Source organism: Acetobacter cerevisiae (assembly GCF_001580535.1).
Taxonomy (GTDB): domain Bacteria; phylum Pseudomonadota; class Alphaproteobacteria; order Acetobacterales; family Acetobacteraceae; genus Acetobacter; species Acetobacter cerevisiae.
Map to the genome: position 1 here is coordinate 195,843 of NZ_LHZA01000157.1, position 17,859 is coordinate 213,701.

A 17,859-nucleotide genomic window follows, 5' to 3' on the forward strand; every position below is an offset into this window, starting at 1 on the left:
CCTTTTTTATTACAGATCAGGACACGATCTCCGGCGGTCTGAACCGCGCGGATGTCAGGTCGGGAGTCATTCGTGAGCAGCATTCAGCCCGTTAGAGGAACGCACGACCTTATTGGGGAGCAGCAGCGCCGACACGCCCATGTGGTGTCTGTCGCCCGCCATATTGCTGGCCTTTACGGGTTTGATGAATGGGCGACCCCGATCTTTGAGGAAACCCGCGTGTTCTCCCGCTCTCTGGGCGATACGTCGGACGTGGTTTCCAAGGAAATGTATTCCTTCAATGACCGCGACGGGGAAAGCCTGACCCTCCGGCCGGAAGGGACGGCAGCGATCTGCCGCGCACTGGTGACCAATGGCCTGACCCAGTCTCTGCCGCAGAAGGTTTTTTATGCCGGGCCGATGTTCCGGTATGAGCGCCCGCAGAAAGGCCGGTATCGCCAGTTTCACCAGATTGGTGCGGAGCTTCTTGGCGCAGCGGAGCCGCTGGCTGATGCAGAAGCCATTGCTCTGGCGCATCAGCTCCTGACAGCACTTGGCGTTGCGGATGACGTGACGCTGGAACTGAACACACTAGGCGATACAGCCAGCCGTGACGCCTGGCGGGCGGCGCTGGTGGCGTATTTCTCCGGCCATAAAGACAAGCTTTCCGAAGACAGCCTGAATCGTCTGGAAAAGAACCCGCTGCGTATTCTGGACAGCAAGAACGCCGGGGATCGCGTTCTGGTAGCCGATGCGCCGATGATGGAAGAATTCCTGACACCGGAAGCGCGCGCGTTCTGGGATGGCCTGCGGCGTACGTTGGACGGGTTCGGGATCGCCTACAAGGTCAACCCGAGCATTGTGCGCGGGCTGGATTACTACAACCACACGACGTTTGAGTTCGTCACCCGTCGCCTTGGCTCTCAGGGCACGGTGCTGGCTGGTGGGCGTTATGACGGGCTTGTGCAGCAGATGGGTGGCCCGGAAGTGCCGTCTATCGGGTGGGCTGCCGGGGTAGAGCGCCTTGCCATGCTGCTTGAGGAGGCGCCTGCTGCACCGCGTTCTGTGGTGATTGTACCGGTTGGATCGCCGGATGAAGGGGCTGTGCTGAGCATCCTGCAAACGCTGCGTCAGCAGGGCGTGCGGGTAGAAATCGGCTATCGTGGCTCCCTGCGTAAGCGGATGGAGCGGGCTGGCAAGCAGAACGCCAGCCACGTGCTGTTCCTGGGTGATGACGAGCTGGCGCGGGGCAGCTTCCGTGTGAAAAACATGGAAACGGGCGAAGAAGCAGAAGTCTCGCGCGACACGCTGTTTTCCAACGCTGCCAGCGTGTTTGCCAAAGCAGGTGAGTCTGCCGCGCAATGACTTTAGACGAACGGCTGGACAGAATTGTTGGCCGGGCGCTGGAGCTTGAAGCCCTGCTGGCAAGCGGTGTGAGCGGTGAGGCCTTTACACAGGCCTCACGGGAGTACGGGGAAATAGAACCCGTCGTCTCCCGCATTAACGCCCTGCGGGCGGCGGAGCAGGAAGCCCGTCAGGCGGAAGCCCTGCTGGCTGATCCTGAAATGAAGGAACTGGCCGAAGCCGAGCTCTCCGAACTGCATGAAACGCTCCCGCAACTGCGGCAGGATGTCCGTCTGGCCATGCTGCCGCGTGATGCGGCGGATGAGCGCAGCGCCATTCTGGAAGTCCGTCCTGCGGCGGGGGGTGATGAGGCCGCTTTATTTGCCTCAGAACTGTTCGATCTCTATCGCCGGTATGCGGACCTTCGGGGCTGGCGCTTTTCCGTCATGGATTATGATGAAAGCGAGCTTGGCGGCCTGCGCTGCGGCATTGCAGAAATTACCGGCAAAGGCGTGTTCGCGCGCCTGAAATATGAATCCGGCGTGCATCGGGTGCAGCGTGTGCCCGCTACGGAAAGTCAGGGTCGTATCCATACCTCAACCGTGACGGTGGCTGTGCTGCCGGAAGCGGAAGAGGTGGATGTCACCATTGATGAAACCGATTTGCGCATTGATGTCTATCGCGCCTCTGGTGCTGGTGGGCAGCACGTGAACAAAACGGAAAGTGCGGTGCGTATCACCCATATGCCCAGCGGCATTGTGGTGGCCATGCAGGAAGAAAAAAGCCAGCATAAGAACAAGGCTAAGGCCATGAAGATCCTGCGGGCACGGCTATACGAGCGGGAGCGTGCGCAGGCGCATGAATCCCGAGCAGCAGACAGGCGCTCTCAGGTTGGCACGGGCGACCGATCAGAGCGTATTCGCACTTACAATTTCCCGCAGGGGCGGGTGACGGACCATCGCGTGAACCTCACCCTCTACAAAATTGATCGCATCATGCTGGGTGAGATTGATGACTTTGTGGATGCGCTGACGCAAGAGGAGCAGGCGGCTCTGCTGGCCGCTGAAGGGCTGTAAGGCTTCCAGTCTTTCAGCTGACCGGCGTTGCGCAGACATTGGACTGGCCGGGGTGATGTTCCGCCGCGTCCAGATCATCCGGGTCCTGCAGGAAAAACTCGGTAAAGTTATCTGACCCTAAAGCGTAGAAATGATGGTGGTCAGGGTTATGCAGCGTGCCGTCGCTATTCACCTCATGTGTTTCCACACGGCATTCCGGCGTGCGGATCGTAATTTCACCACACAGGGTATAGGTGTGCTCAAGGCGGCCTGCGGGCGTTGTCACCCGAATGGTTTTTTCCGGGATCTGGTCATTTAGCCGGATGGTGGCTGCGAGTGTGCCATCAATATAAATGCGGGAGACTTCCGAGATTTCAGCACTGGCCTTGCCATCCGTCACGGTGAATTCGCCAGCCAGCGCAGGGGCTGCGGCAAGTGGCTCTGTGACAAGAGCGGCACAAACCGTTAAGGCCGTGCGGGAGATGGGGAGAATGCTGAAAAAACGCGTCATGGAACCCGAATCGCTGACAGGAAAGTAATCTTGTGACTAGAGCAGAAAACAACCAGACCGGCCAGACTCTGGAGCAACTGCTCGCTCTGGGCACGCAGCAGTTGGCCAAAGCCGGAATTGAGTCGCCCCGGCGTGAAGCCCGACTGTTGCTGACCTATGCTCTGGGGCTCACGCCGGAACAAATGCTTTCTCGTTCCCCGCGTGATCTGGTGCCGGAACAGCCCTTTCTTGCGTATCTGGCACGACGGGCGGCGCGGGAGCCTATGGCCTTTATTACCGGTAGCAAAGGCTTCTGGACGCTGGATCTGGCGGTTTCCCCCGCCACTCTGGTACCGCGTGGCGATAGTGAAACGCTGCTGTCCTGCCTGCTGGATTATTGCCCGGAGACACAAAGCCCGAAAGCCATGCTGGATCTGGGAACGGGCACTGGTTGCCTGTTGCTGGCCGCACTGGCGGAATATCCGCACTCCTGGGGAATTGGGGTGGATATCAACCCGGATGCGGCCGTGCTGGCGCAGGGGAATGCCCGGCGCTGCGGTCTGGCGGACAGAGCTCTTTTCATGGCCGGGGTCTGGGACAACGCCTTGGAGGGGCAGCGCTTTGACGTGGTGCTGAGCAACCCGCCCTATATCCCTACAGCTGATCTGGCGGAACTGATGCCGGAAGTGCGTCTGCATGAGCCTCTGGCCGCGCTGGATGGCGGAGATGACGGGATGGCAGCCTATCGGGTGCTCTGTGCCCGCATGCCCCATGTGCTGGCGCCAGATGGTGTGGCGATTTTTGAAATCGGGATCGGGCAGGGGGAGGACCTGCGGGCTGTGGCGGCTGAGGCAGGTCTTGAGGTGCTGGAAATCCGTTCCGACTTTGGAGATGTGTCTAGAGCCGCAGTTTTGCGGGTCTGTCGTGAAATGAGCGCATAAAAAACAGGTTGGCTTTATGGCTGCTGATTGATAATATGCCGAAAGCTTATCCTTTTGGTAGCGATGGTCTTCTTTTAGCCGCTACCCGGATAAGCCATGGGGCTTTTTTACTCAGCAGCGGTTTTCTCTGCGCTGGACTAAGCCCGTTCCGAAAGACAATTCGGCCTTCAGTCAGGAAACGCGTCTTAACACAATAGTCTTGGACTGTTTCTTCATGCAGAACGCCATGAACAGGAAAGTGCTGCGATAGCTCATGAATGTAAAACGGATGCGAACCAGAAATCATCGCTCCAGCGGTGGGAGTGGTGGTACTTCCCGGCATCTGAATGGTCAGATCCCGATGAACCGGAACCATGTTTTTGACAGCCATGGACCGGATGTCCGTGTGCGTGGGACAGCCCAGCAGCTTTTTGAAAAATATCTCCAGCATGGTCGCGACGCGACAGGCGCGGGTGACCGTGTTGCCGCTGAAGCCTATTTTCAGCATGCCGAACATTATTTCCGTATCATGAACGCCATGGCGCAGGCTGCTCAGCAGAGCCAGCAGGAGCGTGCGGAACGTCAGGCAGCGCGTCAGAGCCGCCCGCAGATGAATGCAGGCGACGAGAACAACGACAGCCGTCAGGATGGTGATGACGCTCAGCCGCCACACGGCGAAGCCGAGCCTCAGCCGGAATTTTCTGAGCACTGAGAAAAAAGACCATGTGCTTCAGCCCGCTTTGATGATGGGCTGAAGGGCAGGGCGTGATGTGTTCCATGCTGTTTTTGCGGCGTGGAAACAGCATTACGGCAGCGACTGCGCGCAATGTGCAGTGGTTGCCAGATCAGCTATTTTTAAAAAAGAAAAGACCGAACCCTTTAAAATCAGTCTGGCATATCGCGGGTAAGTATAAAACTTACTGCGCCTAAACGCCTGATTTTTAAGGAAAGATGGTAGCGGCGGACGGATTTGAACCGCCGACCAAGGGATTATGATTCCCCTGCTCTACCGCTGAGCTACGCCGCCATCGTTCGGTGGAGGTGATCTACTATCGTGAGGGGGAGGCCGTCAAGACGTGAAGTCTGAATTTGTTACAAAAAATGTGCAGCCTCGTCTTACTGGCCGAGATTTCCACCGCCAAAGATATAATTGCTGACCTGCTGCTCCAGGCTGGATGGCTCGATCGTGTGGGTCATCATGGTGCCGGGGGCGACGGGGGTGTGAGATTTGCCTGGTTCGATAATCAGAGCGTTATCGGATGAGAGCGTGCTGCTGCCGATTGTCAGCGTGCTGTCTTCCGGCAGTTTCAGTTCCGAATTCAGGCGGAAGCGCACAATGGCCATCTGGGAGACCGGGTCCAGCGCGACGGAAGAAACGCGGCCAACATTCACGCCGGCAAGATCTACATCTGCACCACGGTTCAGGCCATTGGCGGAGACAAAGCGGGCGGAGAGGTCATACCGATCCTGCCCCGGTGCTGTCTGGGTGGCGCGGGCATAGAGCGCAAACGCCAGAGTGCCAGCCAATACTGCGCCGCTAAAAATGCTCGCGCCTGCGCGGCCACGTCCAATCATGAGTGTAATCTCTCCATTTATCCTGCCGTGGCGTGGTGCGCCTGAGCCCATCAATGCTTGCAGCACGTACGCACATGGTGCAAGGACAACCTTCCTTCTTTGATACGGCCAAATCAGGGTTTGTTACGGATGTCTTTCATTCAGGCGATGATCATAGCGCTCCTGCAAGGCGCGACGGAGCTTTTTCCAGTCAGTAGTCTGGGGCATGCCGTCATTCTGCCTGCGCTGCTGCACTGGTCTTTTGACCAGCATGCTCCGGCGTTCCTGCCGTTTCTGGTCATGCTGCATCTTGGTACCTCCGTCGCATTGCTGATCTTTTTCTGGAAAGACTGGGCCGCTCTGGTCAAAGGGGCGCTGGGGCAGGCGGGGCAAAGTTTGCAAATGCAGAGCCTGCATATCCTGAGTCTTCTGGTGGTTGCGACCATTCCGGCAGTGATTATCGGCGGCCTGTTTGAGCATATGTTGCGCAGCCTGTTCGGCTCCGCCTCTGCCGCCGCAATTTTCCTGTTCCTGAACGGTTTCATGCTGCTTCTGGCGGAAAGACTGCGCGGTATTTCCGGACGGACAGACGTGCGCACCGTGGCGGATATGACCTATAAAGATGCGGTGATTATTGGCCTGTTCCAGTGTATTGCATTCTTCCCCGGTTTCTCCCGCTCAGGGGCGACAATCTGCGGTGGCCTGCTGCGTGGCCTGCGGCATGATACAGCAGCCCGCTTTTCTTTTCTGATGGCAGAGCCCGTCATTATCGCTGCGACGGTGCGTGAGGCTTTCAAGCTGCGCTCCGAGCCGTTTGATCCGGCCCAGATGCATCTGGCGATGATCGCCGCTGTCGTGTCCGGCATCACTGCGCTGGCCAGCACGGCTTTCCTGATGCGGTATTTCCGTGACCATGATCGGTGGGCGCTGTCCCCATTTGCCTATTATTGTATGGCGGCTGGCGCGATTGCGACCGTGATTTTTCATTTCTCTTCGTGAACGAATAACCTACGCTGTGCCGGGCGTAGGATAATACTGTAGTGGCAAGCCGGGCTGGATGATCAGGCCCGGTTTTTGGTTGGAGGTTACACAGGCTCTCATGGGGTTTTCATCCTGCCCGGATACAGGGCGGTCTCGTCGCAAATCACTTGAGAGAATTGAGCAGGAAAACGGTGCTCAACGGCTGAAGAGAACGCTGGGACCTGTGCAGCTCACCATGCTCGGGGTTGGTTCGACCATCGGGGCTGGCATTTATGTCATGACCGGTACGGCGGCTGCCAACTATGCCGGGCCTTCCATTCTGCTCTCCTTTATTGTGGCAGGGCTGGCGTGTCTGTTTACCGCCCTGTCTTACGGTGAGCTGGCATCGGCCATGCCGGTTTCAGGCTCAGCTTACACCTATGCTTACGTGTCCATGGGCGAGGCCTGCGCATGGGGTGTCGGGTGGCTGCTGCTGCTGGAATACGGTATTTCCTGCGCTGGCGTTGCGGCAGGCTTTTCCGGCTATGCTGTCAGTCTGCTTCAGGATTTTGGTATCCAGATCCCGCATGCTCTCACCACCACGACCTTACAGGTCATCTTTGATAGTGCCGGTCGGCATATTTCCGGCGGCGGTCAGCTGGATTTGGTGGGAGCCTTTTCCATTCTTGTGGTGACAGGCCTGTTGATTTTGGGGGTTAAGGAATCCCTGCGGATCAATACTGCCATTGTCTTCCTGAAGGTTGGGGTGCTGGCGGTCTTTGTAGGGGTTGGCCTCTGGCAAATTCATCCCGCTTACTGGACGCCCTTTATCCCGCCGCATGAAGGCGGCTTCCGCTACGGTATTCCGGGGATCTTCCGGGCAGCGTCTATTATCTTTTTTGCCTATGTGGGGTTTGAGGCGGTTTCAACAGCCTCTTCCGAAGCGCGGAATCCCCGGCGGGATATTCCGGTCGGGATTATCCTCTCGCTGCTGATCTGCACAGCGGTCTACATGATTGTAGCGGCTGTGCTGATTGGGGTCGTGCCCTGGAAGCTGCTGGACGTAGCGGACCCGCTGGCGGTAGCGGTGAATGCCATGCATCAGCCATGGCTGGCGTTTTTTGTAAAAATCGGCGCGGTGATTGGTCTGTGCTCAGTGCTGTTCGGGCTGCTGTATGCGCAGAGCCGCATCTTTTTTGCCATGGCAGAAGACGGCTTACTGATGCCGCTTTTCTGCAAGCTGCACCCGCGTTACTGCACGCCGTGGATCGGTACCATTCTGCTGGGTGTGGTGGTAGCCATTGCGACCGCGACGCTGCCGATTGATATCATTGGGGATCTTGTCAGTCTGGGCACAGCCACAGCCTTTGGGATTGTCTGTTTTACGGTGATCTGGATCCGCAATACGGCCCCGGACTTCCCGCGCACGTTCAGTGTGCCGGGAGGCGGCTTCATTGTGAAGGGGATCTGGATTGGCTATGCGCCGCTACTGGGTATTCTGTTCTGCCTGATCATGGCAGCGCCCCTATTTGTCGATATGATTTTTGCGCTGTTTTCAGGGGACCCGGTGCCCGCTACTCTGCTGGCGGTTTATTGCGGGATCGGCTGGGCCAGTTACCGGTTTTATGGTCGTAAACATTCCCGGCTTGGGCGGGAACTGGCAGACTAAAGCTGTGGAGAGGCTGCTTAAAGCAGCCTCTTAGTCGTTCATGGGGTAGGAAGCCAGCAGGCGCTTCTGCCGCCGCCACAGGCGGACACCGTGCCACAGGCCGCTGGATTTCCAGCCTTCCTTTTTCTTCTTGGCGCCAATGCGGAATGTTTCCCGGTAATGGTGGAACTGGGCCGCATAGGCCTCACGCAGGGTCGTGCTGGAATCCCAGATATGGGTCGCTTCCGAGCCGACGCCGTTGATTTCGATAATCTCGAATTTTTCGCCCTGTTTCAGCGCCTCAACGGACTCGAATTTCACATCTACCCGGCCAAAATGGAAGTCGGGGATGTCCTGCATGATCTCATCCAGCCGGTTAACCAGAGCCGGGGTGATATCCGCAGCGCCATTATGGAAAATGGCGCCTTTGCAGTGGTTGCCGGCAAAAACGAGGTCGAGCGTTTCCCCTTGCTCCAGCACGTCGTTCAGGCGGGCTTGCAGGCGAGGGGTGTAGATATGCAGCAACAGGCTGGTGCGCGGGTCCTGCTTGAGCAGGTCCAGCACCGTGGAACGGCCATCTCCGACCAGCACCGGGATATCTTTGTAGGTGAGAGAAGAAATCTCACCGCGTGGGCTATCCGGATGGCGGATGTAGAACAGGCCAGCTTCATGCTTGTAGGGAATAAGCCGCTGGAGGACGAGTTTGATACGGCGTGGGAAGGCCGCCAGAGCCGCCGCCAGTTCCGCTTCCGTGCGGGCCAGTTTTACGCCGGTGCCGTTACAGCCAACGTCGGGTTTAACCACAACAGGAACACTCAGCCCTTTGTCTGCTAAGGCTGCCAGTGCACGCTTCGTATCGTCCGTGCCGGTGATGAGCGTGGTGTAGGGCGCAATCCAGCGGGAGGCAACGCTACCCGCCATATCCAGAATGCCGCTTTTGCTCTCACCGCACAGGCCGCCGGTTTCAATCCGCGGGTTGGCGGCCGTCGGGGTGCTGAAGTCTCCGTAACGGATACCCAGCAGGATCCAGTAAATGACAACGGGCGTATAGAACGCCCAGCCCGGCCAGAACTCAAAGCTGGACAGTGGAGAGCTGGGTTTGCTCCGGGCCTGTCCTGATGGAGTGGAAGCCTGATGAGGCTGAGACGATGTGGACAGCTGGGTCATTTTCCCTGCTTCTGAATGCGGGCGGCAATGCGACCCATAATGATAATGACCAGCACAAAGCCGAAGATACCGACCCAGCGCCAGGTTCCGAGATGGGCCAGCAGAAACCCACCGATGCGCAGCGATAGCGCAAAAAGGGCAGATGTCCAGATCATGGTGGCGAGAATGGTGGCTAGAGTGAAGGTGCGCAGACCTGCATTGAAAAACCCGCAGGCCGTATAGAGCGGCAGACGGGTGCCCGGCACAAAGCGACTGATAAACACCACCTTGAACAGTTTTTGGGTCAGCCACTGCCGCTGCACGTCCCGCTCCGGGGTTTCAATCCATCTGCGGGCAGGGGGCCAGCGCGCGGCCAGATAGCCCAGCCCGTATAGTCCGACATCTCCTGCAACAATTCCGACATAAAGCGCGATTAAAGCTGTGCCCGGTGCCAGTGTATGGAGCTTGACCTGTATGGCGGTAAGAACTGTGGCAGCATCTTCAAGAATAAAAGTAGCGATGATGACAATGAGAACCTGAAAAAGCGGCTGTGTTGTTGTCAGCTCAAGAAAATGGTCCAGAGATCCGGGCATACAGAAAAAGGGTCCACAGGTCGGAGTGCGGGAGTGTCACAGGATGCGGGGAGAGAAGGAGTCTCCACACGCCCGAATGTCAAGCAATACAGCAGATACAAAGGCGCACGGAGTGCGAAACATGCCGTATGGGTGTATCTGAGAGACAGACAAGATGTGGGAGGATAAAGTGACGTCCTGTCCCGCTGGTTTATGCGTGTAACAACAGGGCTGATACGGAATGCTGAGAAGACGATTTCTTGTGGGCGGGGCTGTGTCCGCCGCTGTGGCGACCCCGGCTTTTGCAAAAAGCAAAGTGACGCACGCCTCCTCTTCTGCCGCTGAGCAGGGGAGCTATGCCGCGTTTCTTGCCGGTGTGCGGCGGGAAGCCATTAGCAAAGGCCTTTCCGCTTCTGTGGTGGACGACGCGCTGGCGTTAACGTCCGAACCCAACGCGAAGGTTTTGAAGGCAGACCGGCATCAGCCGGAATTCACCCTGACATGGGCGCAATACAAGGCGCGGGTGATTACCGATAAAAAGATTTCAGACGGGCAGGCGGCTGTTAACAAACGCGAGGCGCTGTTGGGCAAGGTGAGCCAGCTTTATGGCGTGGATCGCGGTGTGATTGCCGGCATCTGGGGGCTCGAATCTGCTTACGGCACCAAAATGGGCACGTTCCATGTGGTCGATGCGCTTGCGACTCTGGCATATGACGGACGCCGGGCCGCCTTTTTCCGCACGGAACTGTTCAAGGCGCTGACTATTCTGGGGCAGGGCGATATTACGCCTGCGGGCATGCTGGGGAGCTACGCCGGGGCTATGGGGCAGCCGCAGTTCATGCCCAGTGCGTATGAGCAGTATGCGGCCAGTTTCCCCGCCGGTGGCCGGCGCGATATCTGGACCAATGAAGGCGATGTGTTTGCCTCTATTGCCAACTATCTGGCCAAATGCCACTGGATTGCCGGTCAGCCGTGGGGCGAGGCTGTCGATGTGCCGGATTCCATTGATCAGGGGCAGATCGGGCGGACAATCGTGCGTCCGGTTTCCTACTGGGCAACGCAGGGTGTGCGACCGCAAGCGGGCGGTGACTTTACCCATATGGGGCTGAGCGGCGCCATTATCCGGCCTGATGGCGTTGGGGGTGAAGCCTATATGGTGTACCACAATTTCAATGTCATCCGGCGGTATAACCCGTCTGATTTTTATGCTCTTGGTGTTGGTCTTCTGGGTAGTGCCGTGGCGTGAAAAAAGCCGTTCTTCTCTGTTGCGTTGGTATGGCGGCCTGTTCCAGACCGCAGCAGCCAGCGGTAAAGCCTGATGTGCATTATGTGGTCGGTCCTGCCTGGCAGGCTGGAGGCGCATGGGTGTATCCCCGAGAGGATTTTTCCTATCAGGCTAAGGGGCTGGCCGTGCGTCAGGTGGCATCCAACCAGCCGCTGACAACGGATGGAGAAGTGCGGAATCTGCTTTCCATGACGGGAAGCCATCCTACTCTGCAACTGCCTGCAGTTGTGACGGTCATCAATCTGGACAATGGGCGGGAAATTACCATCCGCGTGAATGATCGTGGTCCTGCGGAAGCCGGTCGCGTTCTGGGGCTTTCACCCAAAGCGGCTGATCTGCTTGGGGTGGGGGCAGAGCCTGCCCGGGTCCGGGTGGTGGAGGATGAAGTCACCAGTCGCCGGCTGGCGGAAGTGCTGCCGGGTGGCCCGATGTTGCAGATTAACACCGCCCCGCGGGAAGCCGTGAAGCAGACGGACCTTAATGGTTCGGCTGCGACCCTTCAAAATGCAGGTGTGTCCGCTCAGGCAGAGCCGCAGACTGCACCCGCAGGACAGATGACGACCCCAGCAGCCGTCCAGTTGCCGGAGCTTCCCGCGCAATGGCGGCAAGGGCAGCCTGAGGCGACGCAGCTCTGGGTTGAGACGGCAGATTTTACAGCGCGCGGGGCAGCAGCAAGGCTGGCCGCGCAGGATGGAGGCTCGGTCTGGCCTTCTTTCACACCACAAGGCAAGATGTGGGCTGTCCGACAAGGACCTTTTACGACTATAAGCGACGCGGATGCGGCCTTGAAGCGTGCACTCGCTGATGGCTTGACCGGATCTCATATCGTCGTCGAATAGGAAAGAACGTGCAAACTCGACGGTTTCTTCTCGCAGGGGGCGCAGCCCTCCTCTCAGGTAGTTATTCTCTGACTGCTTTTGCCCGTAAGCCAAAGGGAGCGCACCCGCATGCGGTTGCTCCTGCCGCTGCGGCGCCTCAGCCTGATGGAGTAGCGCAAACACCTGCGACCACGCCTGTCGGCCCGCTGGATACACTGGCGCGCTGGGCGTGTATTATTGACTATAAGAGTGGCGCGACCCTGCTTGAAAAAGCAGCGGACGAACGCATGCCTCCGTCTTCTCTGACCAAGATGATGACGGCTTATGTCACGTTCAGCATGCTTAAGGCTGGCCGCCTGCGCTTGGATCAGGCTCTGCCGGTGAGCGAACGCGCCTGGCGGATGCAGGGTTCCCGCATGTTCGTGCCGTTGGGGCAGAGCATCCCGGTGCAGGACCTTATTCAGGGCATGGTCATTCAGTCCGGCAACGATGCCTGCATCGTACTGGCGGAAGGGATTTCCGGGTCTGAAGAACAGTTTGTCACGCTGATGAATGACATGGCCGGCAAGCTGGGGCTGACCAATTCCCACTTTATGAACGCGACGGGCTGGCCTGCGGAAAACCACTACATGACGGCCCGTGACGTCGCCTATCTGGCTCTGCGGCTGATCCATGATTTCCCGGAATATTACCATTATTTCTCGGAAAAAGAGTTCTTCTTCAACAAGATCCATCAGACAAACCGCAACGCGCTGGTTGTTAAAGGGCTGGCTGACGGCCTGAAGACCGGCCACACGGATGCTGGCGGATTTGGTCTGTGTGCGTCGTCTGAGCGTGACGGTCACCGCGTCATCATGGCCATTAACGGTCTGCCGACGGATGGTGCCCGTGCGCGTGAGGGTGAACGCCTGATGGGCTGGGCCTTTGCAAACTTCGAGTCTGCGACCATCGTCTCCAAAGGCGATGTTCTGGAACAGGCTCCCGTCTGGATGGGCACAAGCCAGACCGTACCGCTGGTGGCTGCGCAGGACTTCACCATGATGCTGCCGCACGGCTGGCGGAACGGGACCCATCTGTCTCTGGATTATCAGGGGCCGCTGGCGGCTCCTATTCAGCAGGGGCAGCCAGTGGGGCAGTTGACCGTTATGCTGCCGGGTGGCCGACAGGCGCTGGTGCCGGTGGTAGCCGGTCAGAGTGTGCCGGCTCTGGGTGTTTTGGGGCGTGCAGCGCGCCGTCTGCACCTCTGAGCCATGGCAAAGGGTCTGTTTGTTACACTGGAAGGCAGCGAGGGGGTGGGGAAATCCACCCAGCTCCGCCTGCTGCACTCCGCTCTGGCTTCTCTGGGGCATGATGTTCTGACCACGCGGGAGCCGGGAGGCTCTCCCGGGGCGGAAGATTTGCGGCAGCTTTTGCTGTTTGGCAAAAATCCGCTTTCCCTGCGGGCTGAAATCCTGACGCATTTTGCGGCCCGTGCCGACCATCTGGATCAGATGATCACCCCGGCACTGGCCGAAGGGCAGATTGTGATCTGTGACCGGTTTACAGATTCCACCATGGCTTATCAGGGTTATGGGCGGGCGGAAGGTGAGCCGGATGTGCTGGATATGATCTCCCGCCTGCAAAGCCAGTTGGGGCGTGACCCGGACGTGACCTTTCTTCTGGAAGCGCCACGGGACGTAGCCCGGTTGCGGCTTGCTGCGCGTGGTGCCCCGGTGGACCGATATGAGCAGTCCGACGAGGCGTTTCATGCGCGGGTCAGCGCCGGGTTCCGGGAAATTGCCCGGCAGAATACCGGGCGGATCCGCAGGCTGCAGACGGATGCGCATTCAGCTGAAGAGATTAACAGTCTGATTGTGAAAGATATTCTTTCTCATATTGCGCAGGCTTAAGCCGGTGCAGAGTGACCCGCGTCAGGCCTCCTTGCACCTACATGGGCATGCAGAGCCTCTGCAGGCGTTTCGCAAGATTTTTGAAAGCGGGCGTCTGCCGCATGCCTGGCTGATTACTGGGGCGCCCGGGATTGGTAAGGCGACTTTTGCTTTCCGTCTCGCCCGGATGATTCTGGGGGGAGAAGAGCCGGAAAGTCCGGCAGGGCGGCGGATTTCTGCTGCCACGCATGCGGACCTTCTGGTCGTCAGCCGCAGTTTTGATGAAAAAAAGCAGCGCTATCGCGGTGAGATCGTCGCGGATGAGGTGCGGCCCATTAATGCCTTTCTGCGTCGTACGGCAGCAGAAGGGGGCTGGCGCGTTGTAATTGTGGATGGCGCAGAATGGCTCAACCGCAGTGCGGCTAACGCGCTGCTGAAAATTCTGGAAGAACCGCCCCCAGCGGCGGTGCTGCTGCTGACATGCTCTGCACCGGGGCGTCTGTTGCCGACCATTCGGAGCCGGTGCCGCAGGCTGGAACTGGAGCCGCTGGACAGCATGGACATGATGGCCGTGTTGCGGGCGATCCAGCCCGAGGCTTCTGCTGAGGAAATCAGCCGCGTGCAGGCGGCAGCCCACGGTGCACCAGGGCGCGCTGCGGCGTTTCTGGCTGATCAGAATGGTCAGATTGCCAGTCTGGTGGAAGAAACCCTTAACGGGACTTCGGCCAGCCGAGGCTATGAAATTGCCGAAATCGTTCTCCGTAAGGATGGCGGTTTTAATTTATTTTTCAGTCTGTTATCAGATTTTCTTCAGGAACGTGCACGTCAGGCGGCCCGGCAGGGAAATGCCGCGTGCGTTGCACTGGCAGACGCATGGGAAGCGATCATGCGTCTTCAAAGCGAGACGGAACGCTTTAATCTCGATAAACAGGAAACACTTCTCGAAGCCATGACTATTGCGAGCATTGCATGACCCGCCCTTTCTACGTCACGACCCCGATTTATTATGTGAACGGCGCGCCGCACATTGGCCATGCCTACACCTCCATTGCTGCGGATGTGCTGGCACGGTTCCATCGTCTGGCCGGAGATGATGTGTTTTTTCTGACCGGCACTGATGAGCATGGCCAGAAAGTGGAGCAGGCTGCGCAGGCTGCGGGCGTGGAACCCAAGGCCTTTGCCGACCGGGTGTCTGATGACTTCCGCAGCATGGCGGACGCCATGGCCATTTCCTACGATGATTATATCCGCACCACGGAGCCGCGCCACATCAAGGGTGCGCAGGCGCTGTGGCAGAAAGTGGCAGAGAATGACGCCATTTATCTGGGGGCGTATGAGGGCTGGTATGCCCTGCGCGATGAATGCTTCTACGGGGAAGACGAACTGATTGACGGGCCGAATGGCCAGAAAGTCGCCCCGACCGGCGCGCCTGTCGAGTGGGTGAAGGAGCCGTCTTACTTCTTCCGCCTGTCTGATTTTCAGGACCGTCTGCTGGCCTATTATGAGGCAAACCCGGACTTCCTTGGCCCGCATGGCATGAAGCGGGAGATCGTCAGCTTTGTGAAGCAGGGGCTGCGGGATCTGTCTATCAGCCGCACCAGCTTTAACTGGGGCATCCCGGTGCCGGGTGACGACAAGCATGTGATGTATGTGTGGTTCGACGCGCTGGCCAACTATCTCAGCGCACTGGACTATCCTGATACATCAGCCCCGCGGGCCCGTTTCTGGCCTGCCAGCCAGCACCTGGTGGGGAAAGATATCGCGCGCTTCCATGCTATTTACTGGCCGGCTTTCCTGATGGCTGCCGGGATTGAACTGCCGAAGAAGATTTTTGCAAACGGCTGGTGGACTGTTGAAGGCCAGAAGATGAGCAAATCTCTGGGTAATGTGGTCGATCCGCGTGATCTGGTGAAAGAGTTCGGGCTGGATGCCGTGCGCTTCTTCCTGCTGCGGGAAGTGCCCTTTGGTGGTGACAGCGATCTCTCTCGCAAGTCTCTGATTATGCGGAATAATATCGAGCTGGCGAATGATCTGGGCAATCTGGCCCAGCGCACGCTGTCTCTGGTGGCCCGCAACTGTGGGGGCGTTCTGCCGGAACGCCGCACGCTGATAGAAGAGGACACACAGCTTCTGAACCATGTGGCGGTGCTGCCGGAACTGATGGCCAGCCAGATGGACCGGTGTGCCCTGACGGACGCGCTGGAAGATGTGTGGAAAGTCATCCGCGCCTGTAATGCCTATATCGACCATCAGGCTCCGTGGGCGCTCAAAAAGACAGACCCGGAACGGATGAGCGACGTGCTGCGCGTGCTGGTGGATGCCCTGCGCGGAATTGCCGCCGTGCTTCAGCCTTACATGCCGCAGAGCATGGACCGGATGCTGACCCAGCTTGGTGTGACGGAAGAGGAACGCACATTCGCGGCTCTGGAAACGCCGTTGCCGGGAGGCCGTCAACTGCCAGCGCCGCAGGGAATTTTCCCACGTTATGTTGAAGCCGCTGACCCTGCGTGAATGAGACGAGTATGACTGGCCTAATCGACTCCCATTGTCATCTGGATCACTACACGGATGAAGAACTGCCCGCTCTGCTGACGGCGGCCAAAGAGGCCGGCGTTGCCGGGATGGTAACCATCGGCACCCGTTTGGCTCGGGCCGATGAGCAGAAACGTTTGACGACGTTCAATACGCCGGATGTGCGGGTATGGTGCACGGTTGGCACGCATCCGGACCATGTTGAAGAAGTGCCGGTGCCATCCGTGGAAGAGATTGTCGCAATCGCAGATGCGCCGAATGTCGTTGGGATTGGCGAGAGTGGTCTGGATTATTTCCACGGAGCGGAAGAAGTCAGGCCGCTTCAGCAGGAGAGCTTCCGGCAGCATATTGGCGCCGCCCGTGCGCTGAATGTGCCCATTATTATCCACGCCCGGCAGGCCGATGAGGATGTGGCGCAGATTCTGCGGGACGAATCAGCCAAAGGCGCCTTTCCCATCCTGCTGCACTGCTTTGCTTCCAGTGTCGATCTGGCCCGGTGTGTGGTGGAGCTCGGCGGCTATGTCAGCTTTTCCGGGATTGCGACCTTCCCGAAATGCGGTGAATACCGCGAGGTTGCGCGGGACCTGCCGGCGGACCGTATTCTTGTAGAAACCGACTCCCCCTATCTGGCTCCTGTGCCGCGCCGTGGAAAGCGGAATGAACCGGCCTATGTGGCCTATACGGCAGCCTGCCTTGCGCAGGAGCGTGGGCAGGATCTGGCTGAGTTCACACAGATGACGACCGATAATTTTTTCCGTCTCTTCCGTAAGGCGGTCTGAGCAGAAAGACAGACGGTATGAAGGTGACAATTCTTGGGTGCGGCGGCTCCGCCGGTGTGCCCATGCTTGGCGGTGAAGACGGCCACGGCATCTGGGGGCAGTGTGACCCGAAGGAACCCCGGAATATCCGTACCCGCGCTTCGATTTTCATTCAGATGGAAGATGGGGAAGGAATTCTGGTGGATACCGGGCCGGATATCCGTGCCCAGTTGCTGACGCACGGGATTAGCGCCTTCAAATCCATTTTCTACACCCACGCTCATGCCGACCATATTGCGGGGTTAGATGAGGTGCGGGGCATCAACCGCGTGGTGAAGCAGCCGATTACGGCCTATGCCACGCCCTCCGTGCTGGAGGAAATCCAGACGCGCTTTAACTATGTGTTCCAGCCCTGGACCCCGCCCCATTTCTTTCGTGCCGTGGTTGAAGCACATCCGGTGCCGTTGCATGGGGAGGTGGTGATGGGGGGCTACAAGGTCTCGCTGTTTGAGCAGAGCCACGGGCGTATCCCGTCATCGGGGCTGCGCTGCGGGGGTTTTGCTTACAGCACAGATGTTGTGGAATTGCCTGAAGCCTCGTTCGAGGTGCTGGCCGGGGTCGATACGTGGATTGTCGATTGCTTCCAGAAGGAGCCGCATAGCGCCCACGCCTGGCTGGACCGGGTGCTGGAATGGAAAGATCGTATCCAGCCGCGCCGCCTGATTCTGACCCATCTGGGGCCGGATATGGACTGGGCGTGGATGCAGGCCAATCTGCCGGACGGGGTAGAGGCTGCCTGCGACGGCCTGTGCTTTACGCTGCCTGACCCGGAAAAAGCCTGAGGACCGTTTGCGGTCGGCGTTCTGTAAGGGGACTGGCTGCTATAAAATGGTAACGCTGAATAAAAATATCCCCCGGACTCTTATGCAG

General features: G+C 58.5%; 18 protein-coding genes and 1 tRNA gene. 14 read left to right on the forward strand and 5 right to left on the reverse strand.

Features of this window, described 5'->3' with window-relative positions; translation table 11 throughout:
- Positions 1–72 precede the first annotated feature (72 nt).
- Positions 73–1,344: a histidine--tRNA ligase gene (gene hisS / locus AD928_RS13750; protein ID WP_156470208.1), complete on the forward strand. Its 1,272-nt coding sequence runs from the start codon at positions 73–75 to the stop codon at positions 1,342–1,344.
- Entirely contained in the window at positions 1,341–2,399 is a 1,059-nt protein-coding gene (gene prfA, locus AD928_RS13755; protein ID WP_061504849.1) for a peptide chain release factor 1, read from the forward strand. Before hisS ends, prfA begins: the two co-directional genes overlap by 4 nt.
- A 13-nt stretch (positions 2,400–2,412) precedes the next feature.
- On the opposite strand, the gene AD928_RS13760 is transcribed toward prfA, so the two are convergent.
- Entirely contained in the window at positions 2,413–2,889 is a 477-nt protein-coding gene (locus AD928_RS13760; protein ID WP_062251092.1) for a hypothetical protein, read from the reverse strand.
- A gap of 32 nt (positions 2,890–2,921) precedes the next feature.
- On the opposite strand from AD928_RS13760, the gene prmC reads away from it, so the two are divergent.
- Together prmC and AD928_RS13770 are read left to right on the forward strand one after the other, a co-directional pair.
- On the forward strand, positions 2,922–3,809 hold the full coding sequence (gene prmC, locus AD928_RS13765; protein WP_062251093.1) for a peptide chain release factor N(5)-glutamine methyltransferase: 888 nt from the start codon (positions 2,922–2,924) through the stop codon (positions 3,807–3,809).
- Between the two features lie 253 nt (positions 3,810–4,062).
- Positions 4,063–4,500, forward strand: coding sequence for a DUF4167 domain-containing protein (locus AD928_RS13770; protein WP_062140160.1), 438 nt, complete (start codon positions 4,063–4,065; stop codon positions 4,498–4,500).
- Positions 4,501–4,740: 240 nt separating this feature from the next.
- On the opposite strand, the gene AD928_RS13775 is transcribed toward AD928_RS13770, so the two are convergent.
- Positions 4,741–4,815, reverse strand: a tRNA-Met gene (locus tag AD928_RS13775).
- A gap of 89 nt (positions 4,816–4,904) precedes the next feature.
- Entirely contained in the window at positions 4,905–5,363 is a 459-nt protein-coding gene (locus AD928_RS13780; protein WP_062140162.1) for an MlaD family protein, read from the reverse strand.
- Positions 5,364–5,492: 129 nt separating this feature from the next.
- Here AD928_RS13780 and AD928_RS13785 point away from each other — a divergent pair, with 129 nt between their 5' ends.
- A complete protein-coding gene (locus AD928_RS13785; protein WP_062140163.1) occupies positions 5,493–6,341 on the forward strand; it encodes an undecaprenyl-diphosphate phosphatase in 849 nt (282 codons plus the stop codon).
- Between the two features lie 100 nt (positions 6,342–6,441).
- Positions 6,442–7,971: an amino acid permease gene (locus AD928_RS13790; protein ID WP_062251094.1), complete on the forward strand. Its 1,530-nt coding sequence runs from the start codon at positions 6,442–6,444 to the stop codon at positions 7,969–7,971.
- Between the two features lie 30 nt (positions 7,972–8,001).
- Here AD928_RS13790 and AD928_RS13795 read toward each other — a convergent pair whose 3' ends face one another.
- Both AD928_RS13795 and AD928_RS13800 read right to left on the reverse strand, forming a co-directional pair.
- The gene (locus AD928_RS13795; protein ID WP_062251095.1) at positions 8,002–9,117 is read right to left on the reverse strand and encodes an ATP-grasp domain-containing protein; all 1,116 of its coding nucleotides are present in this window, start codon (positions 9,115–9,117) and stop codon (positions 8,002–8,004) included.
- On the reverse strand, positions 9,114–9,689 hold the full coding sequence (locus tag AD928_RS13800) for a DedA family protein (RefSeq protein WP_062140169.1): 576 nt from the start codon (positions 9,687–9,689) through the stop codon (positions 9,114–9,116). Before AD928_RS13800 ends, AD928_RS13795 begins: the two co-directional genes overlap by 4 nt.
- Positions 9,690–9,909: 220 nt before the next feature.
- On the opposite strand from AD928_RS13800, the gene AD928_RS13805 reads away from it, so the two are divergent.
- The 8 genes from AD928_RS13805 to AD928_RS13840 are packed head-to-tail and all read left to right on the forward strand — an operon-like array spanning position 9,910 to position 17,771.
- Positions 9,910–10,914: a lytic murein transglycosylase gene (locus AD928_RS13805; protein ID WP_062251096.1), complete on the forward strand. Its 1,005-nt coding sequence runs from the start codon at positions 9,910–9,912 to the stop codon at positions 10,912–10,914.
- The gene (locus tag AD928_RS13810) at positions 10,911–11,792 is read left to right on the forward strand and encodes a septal ring lytic transglycosylase RlpA family protein (protein ID WP_062251097.1); all 882 of its coding nucleotides are present in this window, start codon (positions 10,911–10,913) and stop codon (positions 11,790–11,792) included. Before AD928_RS13805 ends, AD928_RS13810 begins: the two co-directional genes overlap by 4 nt.
- 8 nt (positions 11,793–11,800) lie before the next feature.
- Positions 11,801–13,018 carry a D-alanyl-D-alanine carboxypeptidase family protein gene (locus AD928_RS13815; protein WP_062251098.1) on the forward strand — a complete coding sequence of 406 codons (1,218 nt, stop codon included), beginning with the start codon at positions 11,801–11,803 and terminating at the stop codon, positions 13,016–13,018.
- 3 nt (positions 13,019–13,021) lie between these two features.
- A complete protein-coding gene (gene tmk, locus AD928_RS13820; RefSeq protein ID WP_061504854.1) occupies positions 13,022–13,660 on the forward strand; it encodes a dTMP kinase in 639 nt (212 codons plus the stop codon).
- Positions 13,647–14,612, forward strand: a complete 966-nt coding sequence (locus AD928_RS13825; RefSeq protein ID WP_156470209.1) for a DNA polymerase III subunit delta' — start codon at positions 13,647–13,649, stop codon at positions 14,610–14,612. Before tmk ends, AD928_RS13825 begins: the two co-directional genes overlap by 14 nt.
- Complete coding sequence (gene metG, locus AD928_RS13830; protein ID WP_062251100.1) at positions 14,609–16,150, forward strand: methionine--tRNA ligase; 1,542 nt, start codon at positions 14,609–14,611, stop codon at positions 16,148–16,150. The genes AD928_RS13825 and metG overlap by 4 nt, the downstream gene beginning before the upstream one ends.
- Positions 16,151–16,161: 11 nt before the next feature.
- Positions 16,162–16,950, forward strand: a complete 789-nt coding sequence (locus tag AD928_RS13835; protein WP_062251101.1) for a TatD family hydrolase — start codon at positions 16,162–16,164, stop codon at positions 16,948–16,950.
- Between the two features lie 17 nt (positions 16,951–16,967).
- Positions 16,968–17,771: an MBL fold metallo-hydrolase gene (locus tag AD928_RS13840; protein WP_062251102.1), complete on the forward strand. Its 804-nt coding sequence runs from the start codon at positions 16,968–16,970 to the stop codon at positions 17,769–17,771.
- The last annotated feature ends 88 nt before the right edge of the window (positions 17,772–17,859 follow it).

Coding starts and splice junctions, on each gene's coding strand:
- tmk (WP_061504854.1), top strand. CDS start 13,022: ATGGCAAAGGGTCTGTTTGTTACACTGGAAGGCAGCGAGGGGGTGGGG.
- AD928_RS13835 (WP_062251101.1), top strand. CDS start 16,162: ATGACTGGCCTAATCGACTCCCATTGTCATCTGGATCACTACACGGAT.
- AD928_RS13785 (WP_062140163.1), top strand. CDS start 5,493: ATGTCTTTCATTCAGGCGATGATCATAGCGCTCCTGCAAGGCGCGACG.
- AD928_RS13795 (WP_062251095.1), bottom strand. CDS start 9,117: ATGACCCAGCTGTCCACATCGTCTCAGCCTCATCAGGCTTCCACTCCA.
- AD928_RS13780 (WP_062140162.1), bottom strand. CDS start 5,363: ATGATTGGACGTGGCCGCGCAGGCGCGAGCATTTTTAGCGGCGCAGTA.
- AD928_RS13770 (WP_062140160.1), top strand. CDS start 4,063: ATGAATGTAAAACGGATGCGAACCAGAAATCATCGCTCCAGCGGTGGG.
- metG (WP_062251100.1), top strand. CDS start 14,609: ATGACCCGCCCTTTCTACGTCACGACCCCGATTTATTATGTGAACGGC.
- AD928_RS13800 (WP_062140169.1), bottom strand. CDS start 9,689: ATGCCCGGATCTCTGGACCATTTTCTTGAGCTGACAACAACACAGCCG.
- AD928_RS13790 (WP_062251094.1), top strand. CDS start 6,442: ATGGGGTTTTCATCCTGCCCGGATACAGGGCGGTCTCGTCGCAAATCA.
- AD928_RS13840 (WP_062251102.1), top strand. CDS start 16,968: ATGAAGGTGACAATTCTTGGGTGCGGCGGCTCCGCCGGTGTGCCCATG.
- AD928_RS13805 (WP_062251096.1), top strand. CDS start 9,910: ATGCTGAGAAGACGATTTCTTGTGGGCGGGGCTGTGTCCGCCGCTGTG.
- AD928_RS13760 (WP_062251092.1), bottom strand. CDS start 2,889: ATGACGCGTTTTTTCAGCATTCTCCCCATCTCCCGCACGGCCTTAACG.
- prfA (WP_061504849.1), top strand. CDS start 1,341: ATGACTTTAGACGAACGGCTGGACAGAATTGTTGGCCGGGCGCTGGAG.